The organism is Streptosporangium nanhuense, from assembly GCF_059358815.1.
The window spans coordinates 84,707-102,378 of the sequence record NZ_JCADBG010000013.1; the positions used below are offsets into that span (position 1 = coordinate 84,707).

Consider the following 17,672-nt stretch of genomic DNA (forward strand, 5'->3'; position numbering starts at 1 on the left):
GGGAACGCGAGAGGGCGCCCGGTGGACGGGGGCGCCGGGCGGAGGGTCCTGCTGAGGGCCCGGCGGAAGGTCCGGCGGAGGGTCGGGCGGCCGGTGGGCGGTCAGTTCGCGCCGGAGCCGTTGGAGCCGTTGGACCCGTTGGCGGTCGGCGTGGGCGTGACGGGGCCCGGGGTGTCCTGCGGGCCGTCGGGCCTCACGGAGACCATGAGGGTCATCTGCGCGCACTCGCCGCCCTCGGTGTCGGGCTCGACGTGCTGGCAGGAGGTCAGCCTCCTGGTGGTGCCGAGAGACTCCACCATCGCCCGGAACGTCGGGCACGGCCAGCGCCACATGCAGCTGCGGCAGCGCAGGATCGGATGCGCGGCGTCGCTGGTGATGCCGCCCGCGTCGCGCGGCTGGTGCAGGTCGAGCAGCCTGACGCCGAGCGTGGCGAAGTCGAGGAGCTCTTCGCGCGCTCCTTCGAGGAAGTCGAGATCCTCGATCGACAGGCGGGTTCTGATCGGGACGTGTCCCTCGTGGTTCACCAGGCCCCGCAGTGAACTCGCCGCGTCGCGCCACGAGGTGGCCTTGTCGGTACGAGTGATCATTGACTCCAGGTGCTCCCGGAGCCGCTGTCGCTGGAGGTCCTCAGGTAGGTCGGTGTTCATGGATGCGTTCGAGCCCGTTCCTTGTAACTCAACGGCCGCCACTGACGTAGCGCAGCGACGAACGGGAGGCGCCGGGTCTCCTCCCCTTTCCGGCCAAGCCGGTGTTGCTTAGTGTCAAGCTTCGCGCACTCAGGGTTTCCGTGAGGCGGAAACGGGGGACAAAGGGCGGACGACTCGGGTTGTTCAAGAGAACGTGACCAGCGGCTCTCGCGCCGCTAGTGTGCCCGCTGTGGAGCTAAAAGTCTCAACTCGATCTCATGCCGGGCACACCGTCGTGACCATCGTTGGCGAAATCGACCTATACACCGCGCCTCGCCTGCAGGCCGAGTTCACCCGGCTGCTTGGGCAGAGCCAGACCATGCTTGTCGTCCTCGACATGTCCGCCGTGGAGTTCTGCGACTCCACAGGCATGAACGTGCTGCTCTCCGCGCTCAAGCGACTGCGTGAGCGGGGCGGCACGCTGGAGGTGGCGGCGCCCCGGCCCGCCGTACGCAAGATCCTGCAGGTCACCGGCCTCGACTCCGTCTTCGTCGTGCACGAGACCCTGCCGGAGAAGCTGCTGACCTCCGATTCCCAAGGATGACGTCCTCCCCACGGCTGATGCCCGGGGTCTCCACACTGGAGGTGTTCGATGACCGGCACGGCGGCGATCATTCCCGCCAAGGATGAGGGCGACAGGATCGGGGCCACCGTGGCCGCGGTCCTGGCGCTGCCCGGCGTCGACCTCGTCGTGGTCGTCGACGACGGCTCCGTCGACCAGACGGGCCGGGTGGCCAAGGCCGCCGGGGCCCGCGTCGTGCGGCACAGCCACAACCGGGGCAAGGCCGCGGCCATGGAGAGCGGCGCCCACGCCGTGCGCCTGCTCGACGGCGAGGAGCCCCGGCACCTGCTGTTCCTCGACGCCGACCTGGGCGAGACCGCCCGTACGGCCGCGCCGCTGATCGAGCCGGTCGTGACGGGTGAGGCCGACATGACGATCGCCGTCTTCGTCACCCGCGTGAAGCTCGGCGGCCACGGGTTCGTCGTGAGGCTCGCACGCGAGGGGGTCGAGCGCGCGACCGGCTGGGCGCCCGCCCAGCCGCTCAACGGGCAGCGTTGCCTGACCAGGGCCGCCTTCGAGGCCGCCCGGCCGCTGGCGCGCGGCTTCGGCGTTGAGACCGGTCTCACGATCGACCTGCTCAGGAAGGGCTTTCGCGTGCGCGAGGTCCCGGTCGAGATGGCGCACCGGGCCACCGGCACCGACTTGAAGGCCCAGATCCACCGGGCCAGGCAGTTCCGCGACGTCGCCCGCGCCCTCCTGGCGCGCCGCTGACCCGCGCCGCCGCTGACCCGCGCCGCCGACCCGGACCGCCGGCCCGAACCGGGCCCGGACCGCCGGCCCGAACCGGGCCCGGACCGCCGACCCGGATCGGGCCCGCGCCGCCGACCCGGATCGTCGACCACTCGGATCGGGCCCGCACCGCCGACCCGGACCGCCGACCGGACCGCTGACCCGGACCGCCGACCCGCACTGACGACCCGGACCGTCGACCCGAACCGCCGCCCGGACCGCTGATCCGGGCCGTCGGGAACCGCGTGGCTCGGTGGGCGCCGCACCGGGCACCGTGCCGGGTGTGCTGGAATTTGCGGGTGACTCGGGATGCGTCGGTCGTCGACGAGAGGCGGAGCCCCGCCGGCGATACGCCGCGGGGGCTCGACGTCGCCGCGTTCGGAGCCGTGGGGCTCTCGGTGGCGGCCACGGTCCTGATCGGGCTGCTGGGCCCCTCGGCCATGGTCCCGAGGTTGCCGGGCCCCGCCTGGCACCCCCCGTACTCGCTGGAGGCCCAACCCGGCGCCCATCTGGTCATCGCCATGGGCGCCGTCGCGATCGTGCTGGGCGGGCTCGGGCTCGCCGCCGCGCTCAGGTCCCGGCGGGGGCCCGACCCGCGACGGCTGCTCGTCGCCGGTTGCGCCGTGGCGGGCCTGCTCGCCTTCCTGCCGCCCTCCGGTTCGGCCGACCACCTCAACTACGCCGCGTACGGCCGCCTGGTCACGCTCGGCCAGGACCCGTACGCGATCACCCCCGCCACCCTGCCCGGCGACCCGGTCACCGGCGCGGTGGAGGAGTGGGGCGGTGTGACAAGCGTCTACGGTCCGCTCGCCACCGCGGTGCAGGCGCTGGCGAGCCTCGTGGGCGGCGACTCGGTCAGGCTGACGGTCTTCGCGATGGCCGTCGTCAACGCGGCGGCGTTCATCGGTACGGCGCTGCTGCTGCACCGTTTCGCCAGGGGGAACGCGGACCTGCGGCGGCGGGCGGCGCTGCTGTGGACGGTCAACCCGCTGATGATCTACCACCTGGCCGCCGGGATGCACATCGACACCCTGGCCGTCGCCTGCATGGTCGCCGCGCTCACGGTCCGCGGGGCCGCCTCGGGGCTGCTGCTCGGGGTGGGCATCGGGGTCAAGCTCAACGCCGGGCTCGTCGCCCTCGGACCGGCGTGGGAGCTGCGCCGCTCGCCCGGCAGGCTCGCCGTGGTGGCGGGGACCGCGACGGCCACCGTGGTGGCGGTCTACGCCGTCGCCGGGCCGCACGTGCTCGACCAGGTGAGCGCCGCCAGTAAGAAGGTCTCCCTCGCCACGCCCTGGCAGCTCGTCAAGGTGGGGCTCCAGTCGCTCTTCGGGCCGGGCGCGTACTCGGCCTGGATCCAGATCGGGTCCCTGCTCCTGATGGTCTGCCTGGCCTGGCTGGTGCTGCGGGCGCTGGGAGCGTCCAGAACGGCGGGAGCGTCCAGAACGGCGGGGGTGCCGGGAACGCCGGGAACGCCGGGAACACCGGGAACGCCGGGAACGCCGGGAACACCGCCCGCCGGCACCGCGCCCGCCGTCGCCGCCGCGGTGGTGGTCGCCTGGCTGTTCGCCGCGCCGTACGCGCTGCCCTGGTACGACGGGCTGGCCTTCGCGCTGCTGGCCATGGCCTCCTGGCCCGCGCTGGAGGCGTTCATGGTGGCCAGGGTCGTCGTGCTGTCGCTGGGCTATCTCCCGGCCAGGGAGGTGCTGCGGCCCGACGACCTGCTCTGGACGAAGACCCTGCTCAGGGAGGCGGTGGTGCCGTGGACGCTGCTGGCACTGACGGTCGCCCTGGCGTGGTGGGCGGCGAGAGCCGGACGGCGCGCACGCAGGCGGCCAGCGTCAGCGGCACCGCGACCGTGAGGGCCATGGCCGGGATCGCGATGCCCGAGTCGTTCATCAGGAACCCGATCAGCGCGCAGGCCAGCGCCCCGAGCAGCCCGGCGCGCAGCGCGGGCGCGAGCGCGTAGGCCCGGCCCAGGGCCGACGCGCCCCACCGCGACGGGCGGTCGAGCACCAGGAACAGGAACGCGAGCGCGACCAGCGAGAGCAGCGACAGCGACCAGTTGCCGACCGTGACCCCGATCATCGCGGCGAACTTGCGGCCGACCACGGTCCAGGCCTCCCCGTCCAGCACCTGCTGCACGAAGGCGCCCAGGTGGGTGCGCTGTTCGGCGGGCCGCAGCCAGTCGGCCACGGCTATGGCGCCGATCAGCAGTCCGCCCGCGAGGCCGGTCAGGACCAGCTTGACCGGAGACACCCGTCCGCCGGACAGCAGGATCAGGAAGACCGCCACCCCCACCAGGAACGCCGGGACCCCGCCGAAGTCGGCGCCCCACGCGGGCCAGCCGTCGGCGAACACCGCGAGTCCCCCGTACGCCGCGCACACCGCGAGCGCGAGTGCCCGGCGGCCGCGCGAGATCAGCCACTGGGCGATCCCGGCGAGGGCGAGGATCGTGCCGGCGGAGTAGACGGCGAAGGCGATGTTGCTGAAACCGTAGAAGCGCCCGCCGGTGACCGGTTCGTAGCCGGTGACCGCGTTCACCTGCAGCGCCGAGCCGTTCATCACGTCGGCCAGCAGCGCCACCGAGGTGACGGCGGCGACCACCGTCAGGGGGCCGAGCGGGTGGGCCCGCCACGGCCCGGCGAGGGCCACCCCGGCGATCGCGCAGGCGAAGCCGAGGATGGTCACGATCACCCAGACCATCGGCGCGGGCAGGCTCCACCAGGGGACCAGCTGCGCCAGGAAGGTGGAGATCGCGATCGCCCCGCTGACCACGGCGACGACCCGGACGGCCGTCAGGGCGCGGGAGCCGCCCCAGCCCCGGCGGATCGCGACGGCGGCCAGCAGGTAGAACAGGATCTGCACCGCCACGAACACCGCGAAGAACGGGCCCCTCACCTCGCGCAGCACCTGGCTCGCCAGGTCGTCGTCGGCCAGTTTCCCGACCGTCGCCGTGACGTGCTGCCCCTCGTTCGGCACGGTGTTCAGCCAGGCGCGTCCCACGACCCCGTTGGGGGCTCTCAGGCCCAGCAGGCTGATCGCGGTGGCGGTCAGGTCCGTGTTCGTGACCAGGCCGTCCTGGCGGGTGGAGGTGGCGGTGAGGTAGCCGCGCGCGTACTTTTCTCCGTCCGGGCCCGGGCCCCGGGCGATCGCCACGTGCAGGTGGGGCGCCTCCGAGGTGTCGGCCAGCCCCCCGACCAGGACCGTGGTCCCCTTCTCCGTGTCGCGGAACGGGGGCAGGCGGTCGAGGACCGCGCCCACCACCCGGTCGGCCCCGGCCACGGCCTCCCGCCTGGCCTGGCCGGTCATGTCGCCCGGGACGCTGTCCTGAGCGGCGCCCGGGGTGCCGGCCGGGAAAAGGCCGCCGGTGGTCCAGGCCCTGGTGAGGTCGCCGGCCTCGACGACGATCAACCTGTACGGGGACAGGTCGCCCAGTTGCTCGACGCTCGCCGCGTATTTCCCGATTTTTCCTGACTTGTTGGCGGCGGCGAGTGCAGCTCCCGGCCCGACGGCGGCCACCTTCAGGCCCGCTCCGGTCGCGAGCTCGCCCAGCTGCCCGAGAACCGGCCGGTAGGAGGTCGCGGCGTTGAAGGCGGACAGCTCGGCCCAGCCGGGCACGCTCGCCCCGCCGCCGGGGGCCGCCTCCGGTGCGCGCGGGGGCTCGCAGCCCGTGCCGGGCGCGCCCGCCCGCTGGCCCGCCGACACCGTCAGCCAGCCCGCCACCGGGCAGGTGATCCCCCGCTCCGGCGGCGGGACCGCCCGGGTGGACATGGAGGCGGCCCCGCCCTCGCCCGCCAGCCTCCACAGGTTCGGGGTCCGCCGCGGGTCCAGGTCACTCCACTCCAGGCCGGGTATCCCGATGATCACCACCTTCTCGGAGGGCACCCTCGCCGAGGCGCCCGGAGCGCTCAGGGCCTTCGGAACCCCTGACGCGTCGGAGGCGGCGAAGGCCTTCGAGGCGCCGGGGACGCCGAGGAGCACGCCGAGGAGCACGCAGAGCAGGACCAGCAGGACCGGCACGACCGTCAGAGGGGAGGCGGCGGCCGGTCGCGTCGAGATCCCCCCGGCGGCGGGGCGCGCGGGCCCGTGACCGCGGTGTGTCGAAGCCATCCGGTTCCCCTGTCCGTATCCGTCGGGCGGCGGTTTTCCCGGCCCCACGGTAACCGGCCCCACGGTAACCGGCCCCACGGTAACCTGCCTGCTCGTGAGGACTGGCGAGGTGACCACGACCGAGCGGCGCCCCCGGGTGTGGCTGTCGTGGCTGGCATGGCTGCCCGCGTTGCTGCTCGTCGCCGCCGCGGTGGCCCCGCTGGTGCTCTACTGGCTGGGCAACGTGGACGACCAGCGCCTGGTCGACCTGGACGTTTACCGTACCGGCGGGGCGGCGGTCCTGGAGGGGCGGCCCGTCTACGGGTTCGTCACCCCCGCGCCGCAGCTGCTGCCCTTCACCTACCCGCCGGTGGCGGCGCTGCTGGCCACCCCGCTGGCGGCGGTGTCCTGGACGGCGGCGCAGTGGGCCTGGACCGCGCTGATCTTCCTGACCCTGGCGATCACCGTCTGGCTCTCCTTCCGCGCCGTGCTCGGCGTGACGGGCAGCGCGCCGGGTGCGCCGGGCGGGGAGGGCAGCGCGCCGGGTGCGCCGGGCGAGGAGGGCGGCGCGCCGAGCCGGGCGAGCGGGGTGAGCACCGCGCTGGGCAGACTGGGCGGACTGAGCAGGCTGGGCGGGCTGGGCGGAGCGGGCCGCCTGTGGACGCCGCTGCTGTTCGCCGCCCTGATGATCGCCTGCACCTACCTGATGCCGATCAGGGACCAGGTCCGCTTCGGCCAGGTGGACATCCTGCTCGTCGCGATCTGCCTGGCCGACTGCGTGGTCCGGCGCCCGGTGTGGCCACGTGGCATGCTGATCGGCCTGGCCACCGCGGTCAAGCTCACCCCCGGAGTCTTCCTGATCTACCTTCTCGTCGCCGGTTTCGGGCCCGGCGCGAGGCGGGAGCACCGCGGCGCCTTCCTCGTGGCCGCGCTCACCGCCGGACTGCTGACCCTGCTGCCGTTCCTGGTGATCCCGGCGGACGCCGCCGACTTCTGGTTCCGCGCGCTGCTCGATCCCGAGCGGCTCGGCGCCAACGCCGCGACCACCAACCAGTCGATGCGCGGCATGCTCATCCGGCTCTACCTGCCCGACGCGCTGACGAGCCTGCTGTGGGTGGCGCTGGTCGCAGTGGTCGCCTGGTACGGCTTCCGCCACGCCCGCAGGGCCCTGCTCGACGGGCACCTCGTGGCGGGGGTCGCCCTGGTAGGGCTGATGGCCGTGCTGCTGTCGCCGGTCGCCTGGATCCACCACCTCGCCTGGGTGGTCGTGGTGCTCGGCGCGCTGGCCGGTGACGGCCGCGACCCGGTCAGGCTCCGGGTGGCCGCCGGGGTCTGGCTCTACTACGTGCTGCCGATCCCCTGGTGGGGGGTGACGATCAAGGCCGCGGAGATCCCGGTGCTCAGTCCCGTGCTCGGCAAGATCGTGCAGAACGGGTTCGGCCTGGGCGCCCTGGCCCTGGTCTGGTTGCTGGGAGTGTGGCTGCCGAGGCGGAGAGAGGCCTTCCGGGCCCTCTCCTGACGGTTCCCCGGCCCGCCCGTTCTCCCGGTGGTTCCGGTCGCCTCTCCGGCGGGATACGGCCCCGGCCGCGGGACGGCCGGAAAGGACGGCGGCGCCGGGCGGGAAGCGGCCGTCGAAAGGATGATCGAGAGGAAACGGCCCCTGACGTGGAACGACTTCGAGTGATCATGCCGAGATCGGCCGCGTCAGTATGTAATCCTGCGCACATTTTTTAACAATCGCCGGATAACCTGGGGGCATGTCGAAACTCGCTTACCTGGGACCGGAGGGGACCTTCACCGAGGAAGCCCTGCGCATCCTGGCGCCCGAGGCCGAGCGCCTGCCGAGCCCGAACGTCACCGCGGCCCTGGACGCCGCCCGGCGAGGCGAGGCCGACGGAGCCGTCGTCCCGATGGAGAACTCGCTCGAAGGCGCCATCACCACCACCCTTGACGAGCTCGCCCGGGGTGAGTCGCTGCTCATCACCGCCGAGCTGCTGCTTCCCGTCGAGTTCTCGCTCCTGGCGCGTCCCGACACCGAGATCGGCCACATCAAGCGGGTCTTCACCCACCCGGCGGCCATCACCCAGTGCCGCAACTTCATCGCCCGCGAGCTGCCCGACGCCGTGGTCGTCGCCGCCCCGTCGACCGCCGCCGCGGCGCAGGAGGTCGCGCTTCCCGGCTCGCCGTACGACGCGGCCATCGCCGCGCGCATCGCCGGTGAGCACTACGGCCTGGTCGAGCTCGCGGCCAGGATCGGCGACCGCACCGACACCGTCACCCGGTTCGTCCAGGTGTCGCGTCCCGGCCCGCTGCCCGAGCCGACGGGTGCCGACCGCACCTCGCTGGTCGTCTTCCTCGCCGACGACCACCCGGGCGCGCTGCTGGAGATGCTGACCGAGTTCTCCGTCCGCGGCGTCAACCTCTCCCGCATCGAGTCGCGGCCCACCGGCGACGGCATCGGCCACTACTTCTTCCACTTCGACTTCGAGGGCCACGTCGCCGACGCCCGCGTCGGGGAGGCGATCTCGGGTCTGCACCGGATCTCCGCCGAGGTCCGCTTCCTGGGCAGCTACCCGCGCGCCGACGGCCTCTTCCCGCAGATCAAGCACGGGACGAACGACGGCGACTTCTCCGAGGCCGCGAGCTGGCTCAGCAGGGTCCGCACCGGTCAGGTCTGATCGCCACCCGCCCCGCGAGCCGGTCCCCGGTCCCCGGACACCGCCGGAGCGCGCCCGCCGAGGGCGTCCCGGCGGGCGGGGAAACGGGCCGGAAAACGGGCGCGAAACAGGCGCGAAACTGGCGGGAGCCGAGCGGGAAGCGGGCGCCGCGGACGTGGCGCCACCGCCGCCGCGGGGGACGTGCCGGTTAATCCGGGCGCGGGCGCGAGCCGTACATCGGTAGCCTTGTGGCTGTGATTGACCTGCGTACCCTTCGTGAGGATCCCGACCGGCTACGGGCGTCGCAGCGTGCCCGCGGTGAGGACGACTCTGTCGTCGACACGCTGCTCGACCTCGACGAGCGGCGGCGCGGCGCGCTGAGTCGCTTCGAGACGCTCCGCGCCGAGCAGAAAACCGTCGGCAAGTCGGTCTCCCGTGCCTCCGGGGAGGAGAAGACCGCCCTGCTGGGACGGGCGAAGGACCTCTCCTCGCAGGTCAAGTCCGCCGAGACCGAGGCCGAGAAGCTCGGCGCCGAGCTCGACGAGCTGCTCTACACGGTGCCCAACCTCGTGGAGGAGGGTGCTCCCGCCGGTGGCGAGGACGACTACGTCGTGCTGGAGGAGGTCGGCGAGAAGCCGTCCTTCGGCTTCGAGCCCAAGGACCACCTGGCGCTGGGCGAGCTGCTCGGCGCGATCGACATGGAGCGCGGCGCGAAGGTCTCGGGCTCGCGGTTCTTCTTCCTGAGGGGTGTCGGCGCGCGGTTGCAGCTCGGGCTGCTCAACATGGCCATGCAGCAGGCGATCGAGGCGGGCTTCGTCCCGATGATCACGCCCGTGCTGGTCAAGCCGGAGTCGATGAAGGGCACCGGCTTCCTCGGCGCCCACGCCAGCGAGGTCTACCACCTGCCCGACGACGACCTGTTCCTGGTCGGCACGAGCGAGGTGCCGATGGCGGCCTACCACGGTGACGAGATCCTGGACGGCTCCGCGCTCCCGTACCGCTACGCGGGATGGTCCTCGTGCTTCCGCCGCGAGGCGGGTTCGTACGGCAAGGACACCCGGGGCATCATCCGGGTCCACCAGTTCGACAAGGTCGAGATGTTCTCCTACGTGCGCCCCGAGGACGCGCACGCCGAGCACCTTCGCCTGCTCGACTGGGAGAAGGAGATGCTGGCCAAGGTCGAGCTTCCCTACCGGGTGATCGACACCGCGGCCGGAGACCTGGGGTCCTCGGCGGCGCGGAAGTTCGACTGCGAGGCGTGGGTGCCCAGCCAGGGCCGCTACCGCGAGCTCACCTCGACCTCCAACTGCACCGACTTCCAGGCCCGCCGTCTCGGCGTCCGCTTCCGCGACTCGGGCGGCAAGCCCCAGCACGTGGCCACCCTGAACGGCACGCTGGCCACCACCCGCTGGATCGTCGCCATCCTGGAGAACCACCAGCAGGCCGACGGCTCTGTCGTGCTCCCCAAGGCCCTGCGCCCGTACGTCGGCCTCGACGTGCTCGAACCCGTCAAGTAGGACCGCCCGTGAGGGGTCCCGCCACGTGGCGGGACCCCTCTCACGTTCACGCCGGACGTCCCTCCACCTCCCCCGCCTCCTCCGCTCCCGCCGGGCCCGCCCAGCCGACCAGGACGGACGCCCCGACTCCGGCACCGCCGACGAGCCAGGCGAGGAACCCCGCCGTCGAGTAGTCGTCGATGACGCCCGACTCCCAGCCGGTGAAGAGCATCCACATCGACAACGGCGTGCAGGAGGCGATGACGACCAGCGCCAGCCAGGTCGGCGCCGGTACGCGTGCCCTGATCGCCGCCAGGGCGACGAGGAGCGTCGCCACGAAGGCGCAGGCGCCGCCGAGCAGGGCCATCAGGACGCCGGGGTCGAAGATGGCGTACGAATGTACGTTGGACGGCAGGGCGAGCACGAAACCCACCGCGGCGAGAACGTGCGCGAACATGGTCAGACCGGTGTTCCGCCTCGCGTGACGGCGTGCCACGGCCATGCCGGACATGAAGCCGAGCAGGCCGACGAAGAGGCCGATGCGCTGCTCGGTCGCCAGGCCGACATCCGGCGCGTCGAGCGGGATCGCCGCGTTCGCGGAGAAACCCTCGTCGGCCCGGCCCATCCGCCGCCAGTTTCCCCGTGCGTCCCGTACGGCGATGCCGTCGTCGCCGTTGGCCGCCACCACCACGTGCCCGTCCGGTACGCGTTGCACCGCGATGGCCGAGGAACCCTGCCACGACCGCCACCGCTCCTCCATACGCCGCCGGAGGGCCCCCTGGCGTCCTTCGGAGACCGCCCACGCGGTGTTCCAGCCGGCCCCGCCGTCCCGGGACTCCTCCACCGCCAGCCGAGGAGGGACGACGCGGTAGCAGTGCGCGGGCTCGTCGGGCAGGCAGGCCCGGGTCGCCCGGCCGGGGGTGGGCGAGGATCCGGGTTCCGCACGGCCCGGATCCGGCGAGGGGGAGGACACGAGCCCCGGGAAGTCGGAGTCCGGCAGGGGGGAGGGCGAGGATCCGGATTCCGGCGGGCCCGAGGGCGGGAGGCTTTGAGAGCTTTGTGCCCGTGCGGGAAGGTCGGTCCACGTACGGCCGCCGTCACTGGAGATGATCTCGCCTCCCCGGTCCGTGACCACGGTGAGGACCTCGCCGCGTACGAAGACCTGTGTCGCCGCGGGCGGCTGCTGTTCGGGCGAGGTGGCGGTCACCCCGACGAGGGCGATCGGGACGATGACCAGCGCGCGGACCCGCCGTGCAGGGTGACCGGCACCGCACCGGCGCCAGACCAGCCACGCGGCGCCCAGCGCGGGCAGGGCCACCAGGTCGGTCGGGTCGGCCAGGATCAGCGAGGGGCCGGCGGCCAGGGTCCACACCCGTGAGGCGAGTTCCGCGCCCGCCTCCGTGGTCTTGACCAGGGTGAAGCCGACACCGGTGGCGGCGGTCGCCACCAGGGCGACGATCCGGGCGCGGACAGGGGAGGAACCGGTCCGGGAGAAGGCGAGGCCCGGGGAGAGGACGAGGGCGAGCACGGGCGGGGCGACCAGCAGCCCAGCGACGTCGCTCAGCTTGCCGGTGACGAGCCCAGGCCACAGGCCCTTGAGGAGATGGTCGTTGATCAGCAGCACGAAGGTGGCGACCACGGTCGCCGGATGCCCGAACCAGGCGAGGAGGGGCTCTCGCGAAGTTTCCATGGCCGGGTAGATCCGCCGCGACGAACCCCGGTTCAGGGTCGGCGGCGTTCGTGACCGAGGCGTGTCCCGGAACCCGGGTGACGCGCGCGTCCCGGCGCCGGGCGGAGCGTGCTCGTCGGTGACGCCCGGCACGTCCACAGCCGCACTGGAGGGTGGGAAGTGGCCATTGGTGTCATCTGTCCGCCACCGTCCCGGTCGGAGCCCTCAGGATCGCTCTCAGAGGCGGGAAGGGGCCGGCTCGGAAGGGTCGCTCCCAGAGGCGGGGGCCGAACTCGGAAGGGGCGCTCCCAGAGGCGGGGGCCGAACTCGGAAGGGGCGCTCCCAGAGGCGGAGAAGGGGCCGGGCTCGAACCTCCCGGGGGTTCGGGGCCCGGGAAACCGAAAGGCGGGGCCCGCCAGAAGCGAACCCCGCCTTCCCGTTCAACCAAGAGGTCTATGCGTCAGACGGCGCGGACCTGCGAGGCCTGCGGGCCCTTCTGGCCCTGGGTGATCTCGAACTCGACCCGCTGGCCGTCTTCGAGGCTACGGTAGCCGTTGCCCTGGATCTCGGAGAAGTGCACGAACACGTCCGGTGCACCGCCGTCCGGTGCGATGAAGCCGAAGCCCTTTTCAGCGTTGAACCACTTGACGGTTCCCTGAGCCATTAAAGCTCTCCCTCAGGATTTGAAACTTTGGGATTCACACCTCATGAACCCCATGTGTCGTACAGCGGGCCCCGGGGTGGCTCAGTCAAACTGGTTTTCACAACGGGATTCAGCTAATACAACGCCATCACATCTAACACTATCCGGCGCAGGCGTGTTCCCGCCATGAGGAAGATTCCTCGGACCGGATCCCGGGGCCGACAGGTCGGCCATCACAGTGCACACTGGGACGTGTTATGCAAAGCCCCAGGCTGGTCGCCACCGACCTCGACGGCACCGCGCTGCGCTCGGACGGCACCGTCTCCCCCCGTACGACAGCCGCTTTTGCGCTTGTGGAGAACGCCGGGGCCACGCTGGTCTTCGTGACCGGCCGGCCACCCCGCTGGATGCACATGGTCGCGGGAGCCGTACGCCATCGGGGGCTGGCCATATGCGCCAACGGAGCCCTCGTCTACGACCTGCACAGTGAGCAGATCGTCAAATCCCACCTCATCCACCCGGACGTGCTTGAAGAGGTCGTGAGGCGTCTTCGCGAAAAGGTTCCCGACCTCGCGTTCTCTGTGGAATACGAGGGCGGATTCGCCCACGAATCGGACTTCCGTCTCGGAGGATGGGACAGTAAGGCGGTCGGCGGACTCCGCGTCGAAACGGACACACTTACCTCGCGGCCCTGCGCCAAACTTCTGGCGCTGCATCCCACGATGGACCCCGACATCCTCCAGGCGGCGGTCTGCGGGCTGGTCGGCGACCTGGTCACCCCCACCCACTCCAGCGGCCGGGCGCTGATCGAGATGAGCGCGCACGGCGTGACGAAGGCCTCGGCGCTGTCCCATCTGGCCATGTCGCTCGGCGTCGCGGCCGAGGAGGTGATCGCCTTCGGCGACATGCCCAACGATCTTCCGATGCTCGGGTGGGCCGGCGTCTCGTACGCCGTCGCCAACGCCCACCCGGAGGTGCTGGCCGCGGTCGATCACGTGACCGCGGCCAACGACGACGACGGGGTCGCCGGAGTTCTCGAGAACCTCTACGGATCGTGACGGGCTCCGCGAGCCCTGTCTCTCCGACGTCCCTGCGGTTTTACAGGTAGGGGCCCGCGTTGCCGCCCGGGGGGCCCTCCTGCTGTTGGAGGGACATGCCGCCGGGCAGGGCCCTGCGCATGTTCTCCAGCTGGGCGCGAGCCGCCATCTGCTGGGCGAACAGCGTGGTCTGTATGCCGTGGAACAGCCCTTCGAGCCAGCCGACCAGCTGCGCGTGGGCGACCCGGAGCTCCGCCTCGCTGGGCGGGGTGCCGTTGACGTCCTCGGTGAACGGCAGCGACAGCCGTTCCAGCTCCTCGACCAGCTCCGGTGCCAGGCCGTCCTCGAGCTCCTTGATGGAACTCTGGTGGATCTCCTTGAGCCGCTTGCGGCTGGCCTCGTCCAGCGGGGCCGCCCGGACCTCCTCGAGGAGCTGGCGGATCATGCTGCCGATGCGCATCACCTTGGCGGGCTGCTCGACGAGGTCGGCGATGGACCGGGTCTCGCCCTCCTCCTCGGCCTGGGAGCCCTGGGGACCCACGACCACGATGTGCGGAGTGCTCTCCTCAGCGTTCATAGCCTCAACTTACTAGCAGGATTTTCCCGATGTGTTCTCCGGACTCCAGGATGCGGTGAGCCTCGGCCGCGTCGCTCATCGGCACCCGGGCGTGCACCACGGGCCGGATGGCCCCGGCGTCGATCAGGGGCCAGACGTTGTCCACGACCCCGCGCACGATGGCCCCCTTCTCGTCGACGGGCCGGGAGCGCAGCGAGGTGCCGTGCACCGAGGCCCGCTTCGTGAGCAGGGCCCCCAGGTTCAGCTCGCCCTTCGTGCCACCCTGCAGGCCGATCACCACCAGCCGGCCGCCCGTCTTGAGGACCTTGACGTTCCCCGGCAGGTACTTGCCGCCCATGATGTCGAGGATCACGTCGGCCTCGACCCGCTCGGAGAAGTCCTCCCGCCGGTAGTCGATCCCCTCGTCGGCGCCCAGCTCCAGGCAGCGGGCGATCTTCTCGGGGGACCCGGCGGTGACGACCACGCGCGAGCCGAACGCCTTCGCCAGCTGTACGGCCATCGTGCCGATCCCGCTGGCACCACCGTGGACGAGGAGGGTCTCGCCCTTCCGCAGGCGCGCGGTCATGAAGACGTTGGACCAGACCGTGCAGGCCACCTCGGGCAGCCCGGCGGCGTCGGCCAGGTCGACGCCCTCCGGCACCCGCATGAGCTGCTGCCAGGGAACGGCGACCTTCTCGGCGTACCCGCCGCCGCCGAGCAGCGCGCACACCCGGTCACCCGGCGCGAACCCCTCGACGTCCGACCCCACCGCCTCGACCACGCCGGAGCACTCCAGGCCCGGGTACGGAGAGGCGCCGGGAGGCGGATCGTAGAATCCCTGACGCTGCAGCACGTCGGCCCTGTTGACCGCGGAGGCGGCCACGTCGATGATGACTTCGCCACGCTCAGGCAGCGGATCGGGAACCTCCCGCCACGTCAGAACTTCCGGTCCACCTGGTTTATCGATCACGATGGCGCGCATGTGAGCAAAGGTATCCGCTGAGCCCCAACTTGGTGGTTGCTCACGTTGACAGGAACACAGGGCGTTAACCTGCTATGTGTTTGCTGCCCTTTTATGCCCATCCCGAGGGGGAACACGGTGGCAAGACACGATCGTGAGGAATCTCTCGAGGAACAGCTCGCGTGGCTCGACGCCATCAAGGAGCAGGAGGAGGAGGCGCCCGCCCTGGCGGTGAAGGCCACCGCGGTGGACGACGCCGTCGTCTCGCCGTACCCGAAGGACCCCTGGAGTCTGGTCCCGGCCGAGCCCGACGCGACGTCCTCGCCGCTGTTCCGCGCGGCCGTCGACTCGGCACACCCGGTCGCCGACCCGCCGGTGGAGGACGCCGACGCGGCCGACTGGATCGAGGCCTCCGACACGGTGAGTTCGTTCACCGTGCCCGCCCCGGCGTCCGGCAAGCAGGACAACGACGGCTTTCTCGCGCCGCTCAAGCCCCTGCCGCGCCAGGAGCAGGCCGACACCGGCGACTACGGTCCCGCCGACTACACCGAGCCGCACATCCGCACCCCGTTCGCGGCGCCCGCCCAGGAGCCGACCCGCGGGCTGTTCGAGCAGCCCCAGCGTTCGGCGGAACCGGCCGCGCCCGCCTCGGCCGAGGCTCCTGACGTGGAGCCGTCGAAGCCGTCGTCCTCGGACACCGAGCGGTTCACCTTCGGCAGCGGAGAGTTCGGCGGCGACTCCGACCGCTTCTCCTTCGGAAGCGGCGGCACGCGCTCCACCTCGACCGGCGGAGATCTCCCCGCCGGAACCGCCGGGACCGCCGAGGGCGACCGGTCCACGTCCGGCGCGCCCGAATCCGACAGGTCTGACGGTGGCGACCGGTTCTCGCCGGCTCCCGTGGAGGCCGACTCCTCCACCGCCGACGCCGAGCACGACCGTACGATCTTCGGTTCCTTCGAGCCCTTCGAGCCCGCGGCGACGTCGGTGGTGAAGGAGTCGCCCAGGCAGGCACCCGAGCGCTTCGAACCCGCCTCGGACCGCTTCGAGCCGGTCGCGGCGCCCGTTCCCCCGTCCGAGCCCGAGCCCGCCGACCCGTTCCGGGCCCCCGAGTCCTTCGGGACCGACAGGCCGGAAGCGGCCGCGCCGCCGGAGCGTCCCGCCACCTCGGGCGCGTTCGGCCCGGAGCCCTCCCCGGGCTCCTTCGGCGCGGAGAGCGGCTCCGGTTCCCGCGGCGCCTTCGGTACGGAGACCGCCCCCGGTTCCCGCGGCTCCTTCGGGGCGGAGCGTTCCAGCTCGGCTCCGTCTTCTTCCGGGTCTTCTTCCGGCTCCTCCGGTTTCGCCGCCTTCTCCGGCCCCACGGCCTTCGCGCCGGGCCGGGACGCTCCCGCCCCCGAGCGGGACCCGTCCCAGGAGCGCGCGGAAAGGGAGAGTCCCTTCGCACCGGGCCGGGACGCGGCCGAACCGGTGCGGGAGCCGTACCAGGCACGCCGTCGCCAGACCACCCCGGCACCCGCCTTCGGCGCACCGGCCAGGCAGCAGCAGCCTCCGGGCACCGCTCCCCGCCAGTCCGCCGACAGCCTGGACCCGGAGTCGCTGCTGAGGGGCCGTCGCAACGCGCCCGCCGGTGGCTGGCGGAAGCTGGTCTACAAGGCGTCGGCCGGGCTGATCAAGCCCGGCGAGTCCCCGGAGGTCCGCCGCCGCAGGGAGCTGGTCGGCCGCGCACGCACCCCGGTGGCCACCGGCCACCACCGCGTCGCCGTACTCAGCCTCAAGGGCGGTGTCGGCAAGACCACGACCACGGTCGGCCTCGGCGCCACGCTGGCGCAGGTACGCGGCGACCGGGTCATCGCGGTCGACGCCAACCCCGACCGGGGCACCCTGTCGGACAAGGTCGAGCTCGAAACCTCCGCGACCGTCCGCGACCTGCTCAACGAGCGGCAGCAGATCAGGAGGTACGTCGACATCCGGGCCTTCACCTCCCAGGCCCCGTCGCGCCTGGAGATCCTCGCCTCCGACCGTGACCCGTCGGTGTCCGAGGCCTTCAGCGCGGCCGACTACCAGTCGGTCTCCCAGGTCCTGGAGAACTTCTACTCGATCTGCATCACCGACTGCGGCACCGGCCTGCTCCACTCGGCCATGTCCGGCGTGCTCGGCCTGGCCGACCAGCTCGTCCTGGTCAGCTCTCCCTCCGTGGACGGCGCCCGCGCCGCCTCGGCGACCCTCGACTGGCTGGAGGCCCACCACTACGAGGAGCTCGTCCGCTCCGCGACCGTGGTGCTGTGCAGCGTCCGCCCGCGCTCGAAGTCGACCGTCGACCTCGACCGTCTGGAAGCCCACTTCGCGGCCCGCTGCCGCGCCGTCATCCGCGTCCCCTACGACCCGCACCTCGAGGAGGGCGCGGAGATCGACCTGGAAAGGCTGCAGCCCGCCACCCGCGAGTCCTACCTCCGCCTGGCCGCCTCGGTCGGCGACGGTTTCGCCGGGATCCAGCCCTGATCCACACCCGGCAGGCACCTCGCCCCCCGAATCGGCGACGAGGCGCCTGCCGGGTCCGGGCACGCTCGGGCCAATGAGAGACTAGGGTGCA

Annotated in this window: 14 protein-coding genes; 8 read left to right on the top strand and 6 right to left on the bottom strand. The window is 72.2% G+C overall.

Translation table 11 applies throughout. The annotated features are described in order from the left end of the window. Positions 1 to 101: 101 nt before the first annotated feature. Positions 102 to 647, bottom strand: a complete 546-nt coding sequence (locus AC5L38_RS24445; protein ID WP_495245145.1) for a hypothetical protein — start codon at positions 645 to 647, stop codon at positions 102 to 104. Positions 648 to 876: 229 nt separating this feature from the next. On the opposite strand from AC5L38_RS24445, the gene AC5L38_RS24450 reads away from it, so the two are divergent. From AC5L38_RS24450 to mptB, 3 genes are all read left to right on the top strand, one after another. Next, positions 877 to 1,230, top strand: a complete 354-nt coding sequence (locus AC5L38_RS24450; protein ID WP_329088376.1) for an STAS domain-containing protein — start codon at positions 877 to 879, stop codon at positions 1,228 to 1,230. 48 nt (positions 1,231 to 1,278) lie between these two features. Beyond that, positions 1,279 to 1,959, top strand: a complete 681-nt coding sequence (locus tag AC5L38_RS24455; RefSeq protein WP_495245146.1) for a glycosyltransferase family 2 protein — start codon at positions 1,279 to 1,281, stop codon at positions 1,957 to 1,959. A 317-nt stretch (positions 1,960 to 2,276) separates the two neighbouring features. Further along, complete coding sequence (gene mptB, locus AC5L38_RS24460) at positions 2,277 to 3,836, top strand: polyprenol phosphomannose-dependent alpha 1,6 mannosyltransferase MptB (RefSeq protein WP_495245147.1); 1,560 nt, start codon at positions 2,277 to 2,279, stop codon at positions 3,834 to 3,836. On the opposite strand, the gene AC5L38_RS24465 is transcribed toward mptB, so the two are convergent. Continuing rightward, a complete protein-coding gene (locus tag AC5L38_RS24465) occupies positions 3,718 to 6,087 on the bottom strand; it encodes a hypothetical protein (protein WP_495245148.1) in 2,370 nt (789 codons plus the stop codon). The genes mptB and AC5L38_RS24465 overlap by 119 nt on opposite strands. A 94-nt stretch (positions 6,088 to 6,181) precedes the next feature. On the opposite strand from AC5L38_RS24465, the gene AC5L38_RS24470 reads away from it, so the two are divergent. The 3 genes from AC5L38_RS24470 to serS all read left to right on the top strand — a co-directional run bounded on the left by AC5L38_RS24470 (position 6,182) and on the right by serS (position 10,240). Then, positions 6,182 to 7,585, top strand: coding sequence for a glycosyltransferase 87 family protein (locus AC5L38_RS24470; protein ID WP_495245149.1), 1,404 nt, complete (start codon positions 6,182 to 6,184; stop codon positions 7,583 to 7,585). 238 nt (positions 7,586 to 7,823) lie between these two features. Then, positions 7,824 to 8,744, top strand: a complete 921-nt coding sequence (pheA, locus tag AC5L38_RS24475) for a prephenate dehydratase (RefSeq protein ID WP_495245150.1) — start codon at positions 7,824 to 7,826, stop codon at positions 8,742 to 8,744. 233 nt (positions 8,745 to 8,977) lie between these two features. Beyond that, entirely contained in the window at positions 8,978 to 10,240 is a 1,263-nt protein-coding gene (serS, locus tag AC5L38_RS24480; protein WP_495245151.1) for a serine--tRNA ligase, read from the top strand. A gap of 46 nt (positions 10,241 to 10,286) precedes the next feature. Here the strand turns inward: serS and AC5L38_RS24485 are convergent, their stop codons facing one another. Continuing rightward, on the bottom strand, positions 10,287 to 11,909 hold the full coding sequence (locus AC5L38_RS24485) for a hypothetical protein (protein ID WP_495245152.1): 1,623 nt from the start codon (positions 11,907 to 11,909) through the stop codon (positions 10,287 to 10,289). 439 nt (positions 11,910 to 12,348) lie between these two features. Then, a complete protein-coding gene (locus AC5L38_RS24490; protein ID WP_012886943.1) occupies positions 12,349 to 12,552 on the bottom strand; it encodes a cold-shock protein in 204 nt (67 codons plus the stop codon). A gap of 236 nt (positions 12,553 to 12,788) precedes the next feature. On the opposite strand from AC5L38_RS24490, the gene AC5L38_RS24495 reads away from it, so the two are divergent. Then, complete coding sequence (locus tag AC5L38_RS24495) at positions 12,789 to 13,589, top strand: HAD family hydrolase (RefSeq protein ID WP_495245153.1); 801 nt, start codon at positions 12,789 to 12,791, stop codon at positions 13,587 to 13,589. A gap of 40 nt (positions 13,590 to 13,629) precedes the next feature. Here AC5L38_RS24495 and AC5L38_RS24500 read toward each other — a convergent pair whose 3' ends face one another. Then, positions 13,630 to 14,145, bottom strand: a complete 516-nt coding sequence (locus AC5L38_RS24500) for a bacterial proteasome activator family protein (protein ID WP_495245154.1) — start codon at positions 14,143 to 14,145, stop codon at positions 13,630 to 13,632. 4 nt (positions 14,146 to 14,149) lie between these two features. Next, positions 14,150 to 15,106 carry an NAD(P)H-quinone oxidoreductase gene (locus tag AC5L38_RS24505; protein WP_495245155.1) on the bottom strand — a complete coding sequence of 319 codons (957 nt, stop codon included), beginning with the start codon at positions 15,104 to 15,106 and terminating at the stop codon, positions 14,150 to 14,152. Between the two features lie 117 nt (positions 15,107 to 15,223). Between AC5L38_RS24505 and AC5L38_RS24510 the strand changes: the two genes are divergently transcribed. Then, complete coding sequence (locus AC5L38_RS24510) at positions 15,224 to 17,581, top strand: nucleotide-binding protein (RefSeq protein WP_495245156.1); 2,358 nt, start codon at positions 15,224 to 15,226, stop codon at positions 17,579 to 17,581. The last annotated feature ends 91 nt before the right edge of the window (positions 17,582 to 17,672 follow it).

Bases quoted from the DNA above. Each gene is read 5' to 3' on its own strand.
- AC5L38_RS24445 (WP_495245145.1), bottom strand. From the start codon at position 647: ATGAACACCGACCTACCTGAGGACCTCCAGCGACAGCGGCTCCGGGAG.
- AC5L38_RS24465 (WP_495245148.1), bottom strand. From the start codon at position 6,087: ATGGCTTCGACACACCGCGGTCACGGGCCCGCGCGCCCCGCCGCCGGG.
- pheA (WP_495245150.1), top strand. From the start codon at position 7,824: ATGTCGAAACTCGCTTACCTGGGACCGGAGGGGACCTTCACCGAGGAA.
- AC5L38_RS24500 (WP_495245154.1), bottom strand. From the start codon at position 14,145: ATGAACGCTGAGGAGAGCACTCCGCACATCGTGGTCGTGGGTCCCCAG.
- AC5L38_RS24455 (WP_495245146.1), top strand. From the start codon at position 1,279: ATGACCGGCACGGCGGCGATCATTCCCGCCAAGGATGAGGGCGACAGG.
- AC5L38_RS24495 (WP_495245153.1), top strand. From the start codon at position 12,789: ATGCAAAGCCCCAGGCTGGTCGCCACCGACCTCGACGGCACCGCGCTG.
- AC5L38_RS24485 (WP_495245152.1), bottom strand. From the start codon at position 11,909: ATGGAAACTTCGCGAGAGCCCCTCCTCGCCTGGTTCGGGCATCCGGCG.
- AC5L38_RS24490 (WP_012886943.1), bottom strand. From the start codon at position 12,552: ATGGCTCAGGGAACCGTCAAGTGGTTCAACGCTGAAAAGGGCTTCGGC.
- AC5L38_RS24505 (WP_495245155.1), bottom strand. From the start codon at position 15,106: ATGCGCGCCATCGTGATCGATAAACCAGGTGGACCGGAAGTTCTGACG.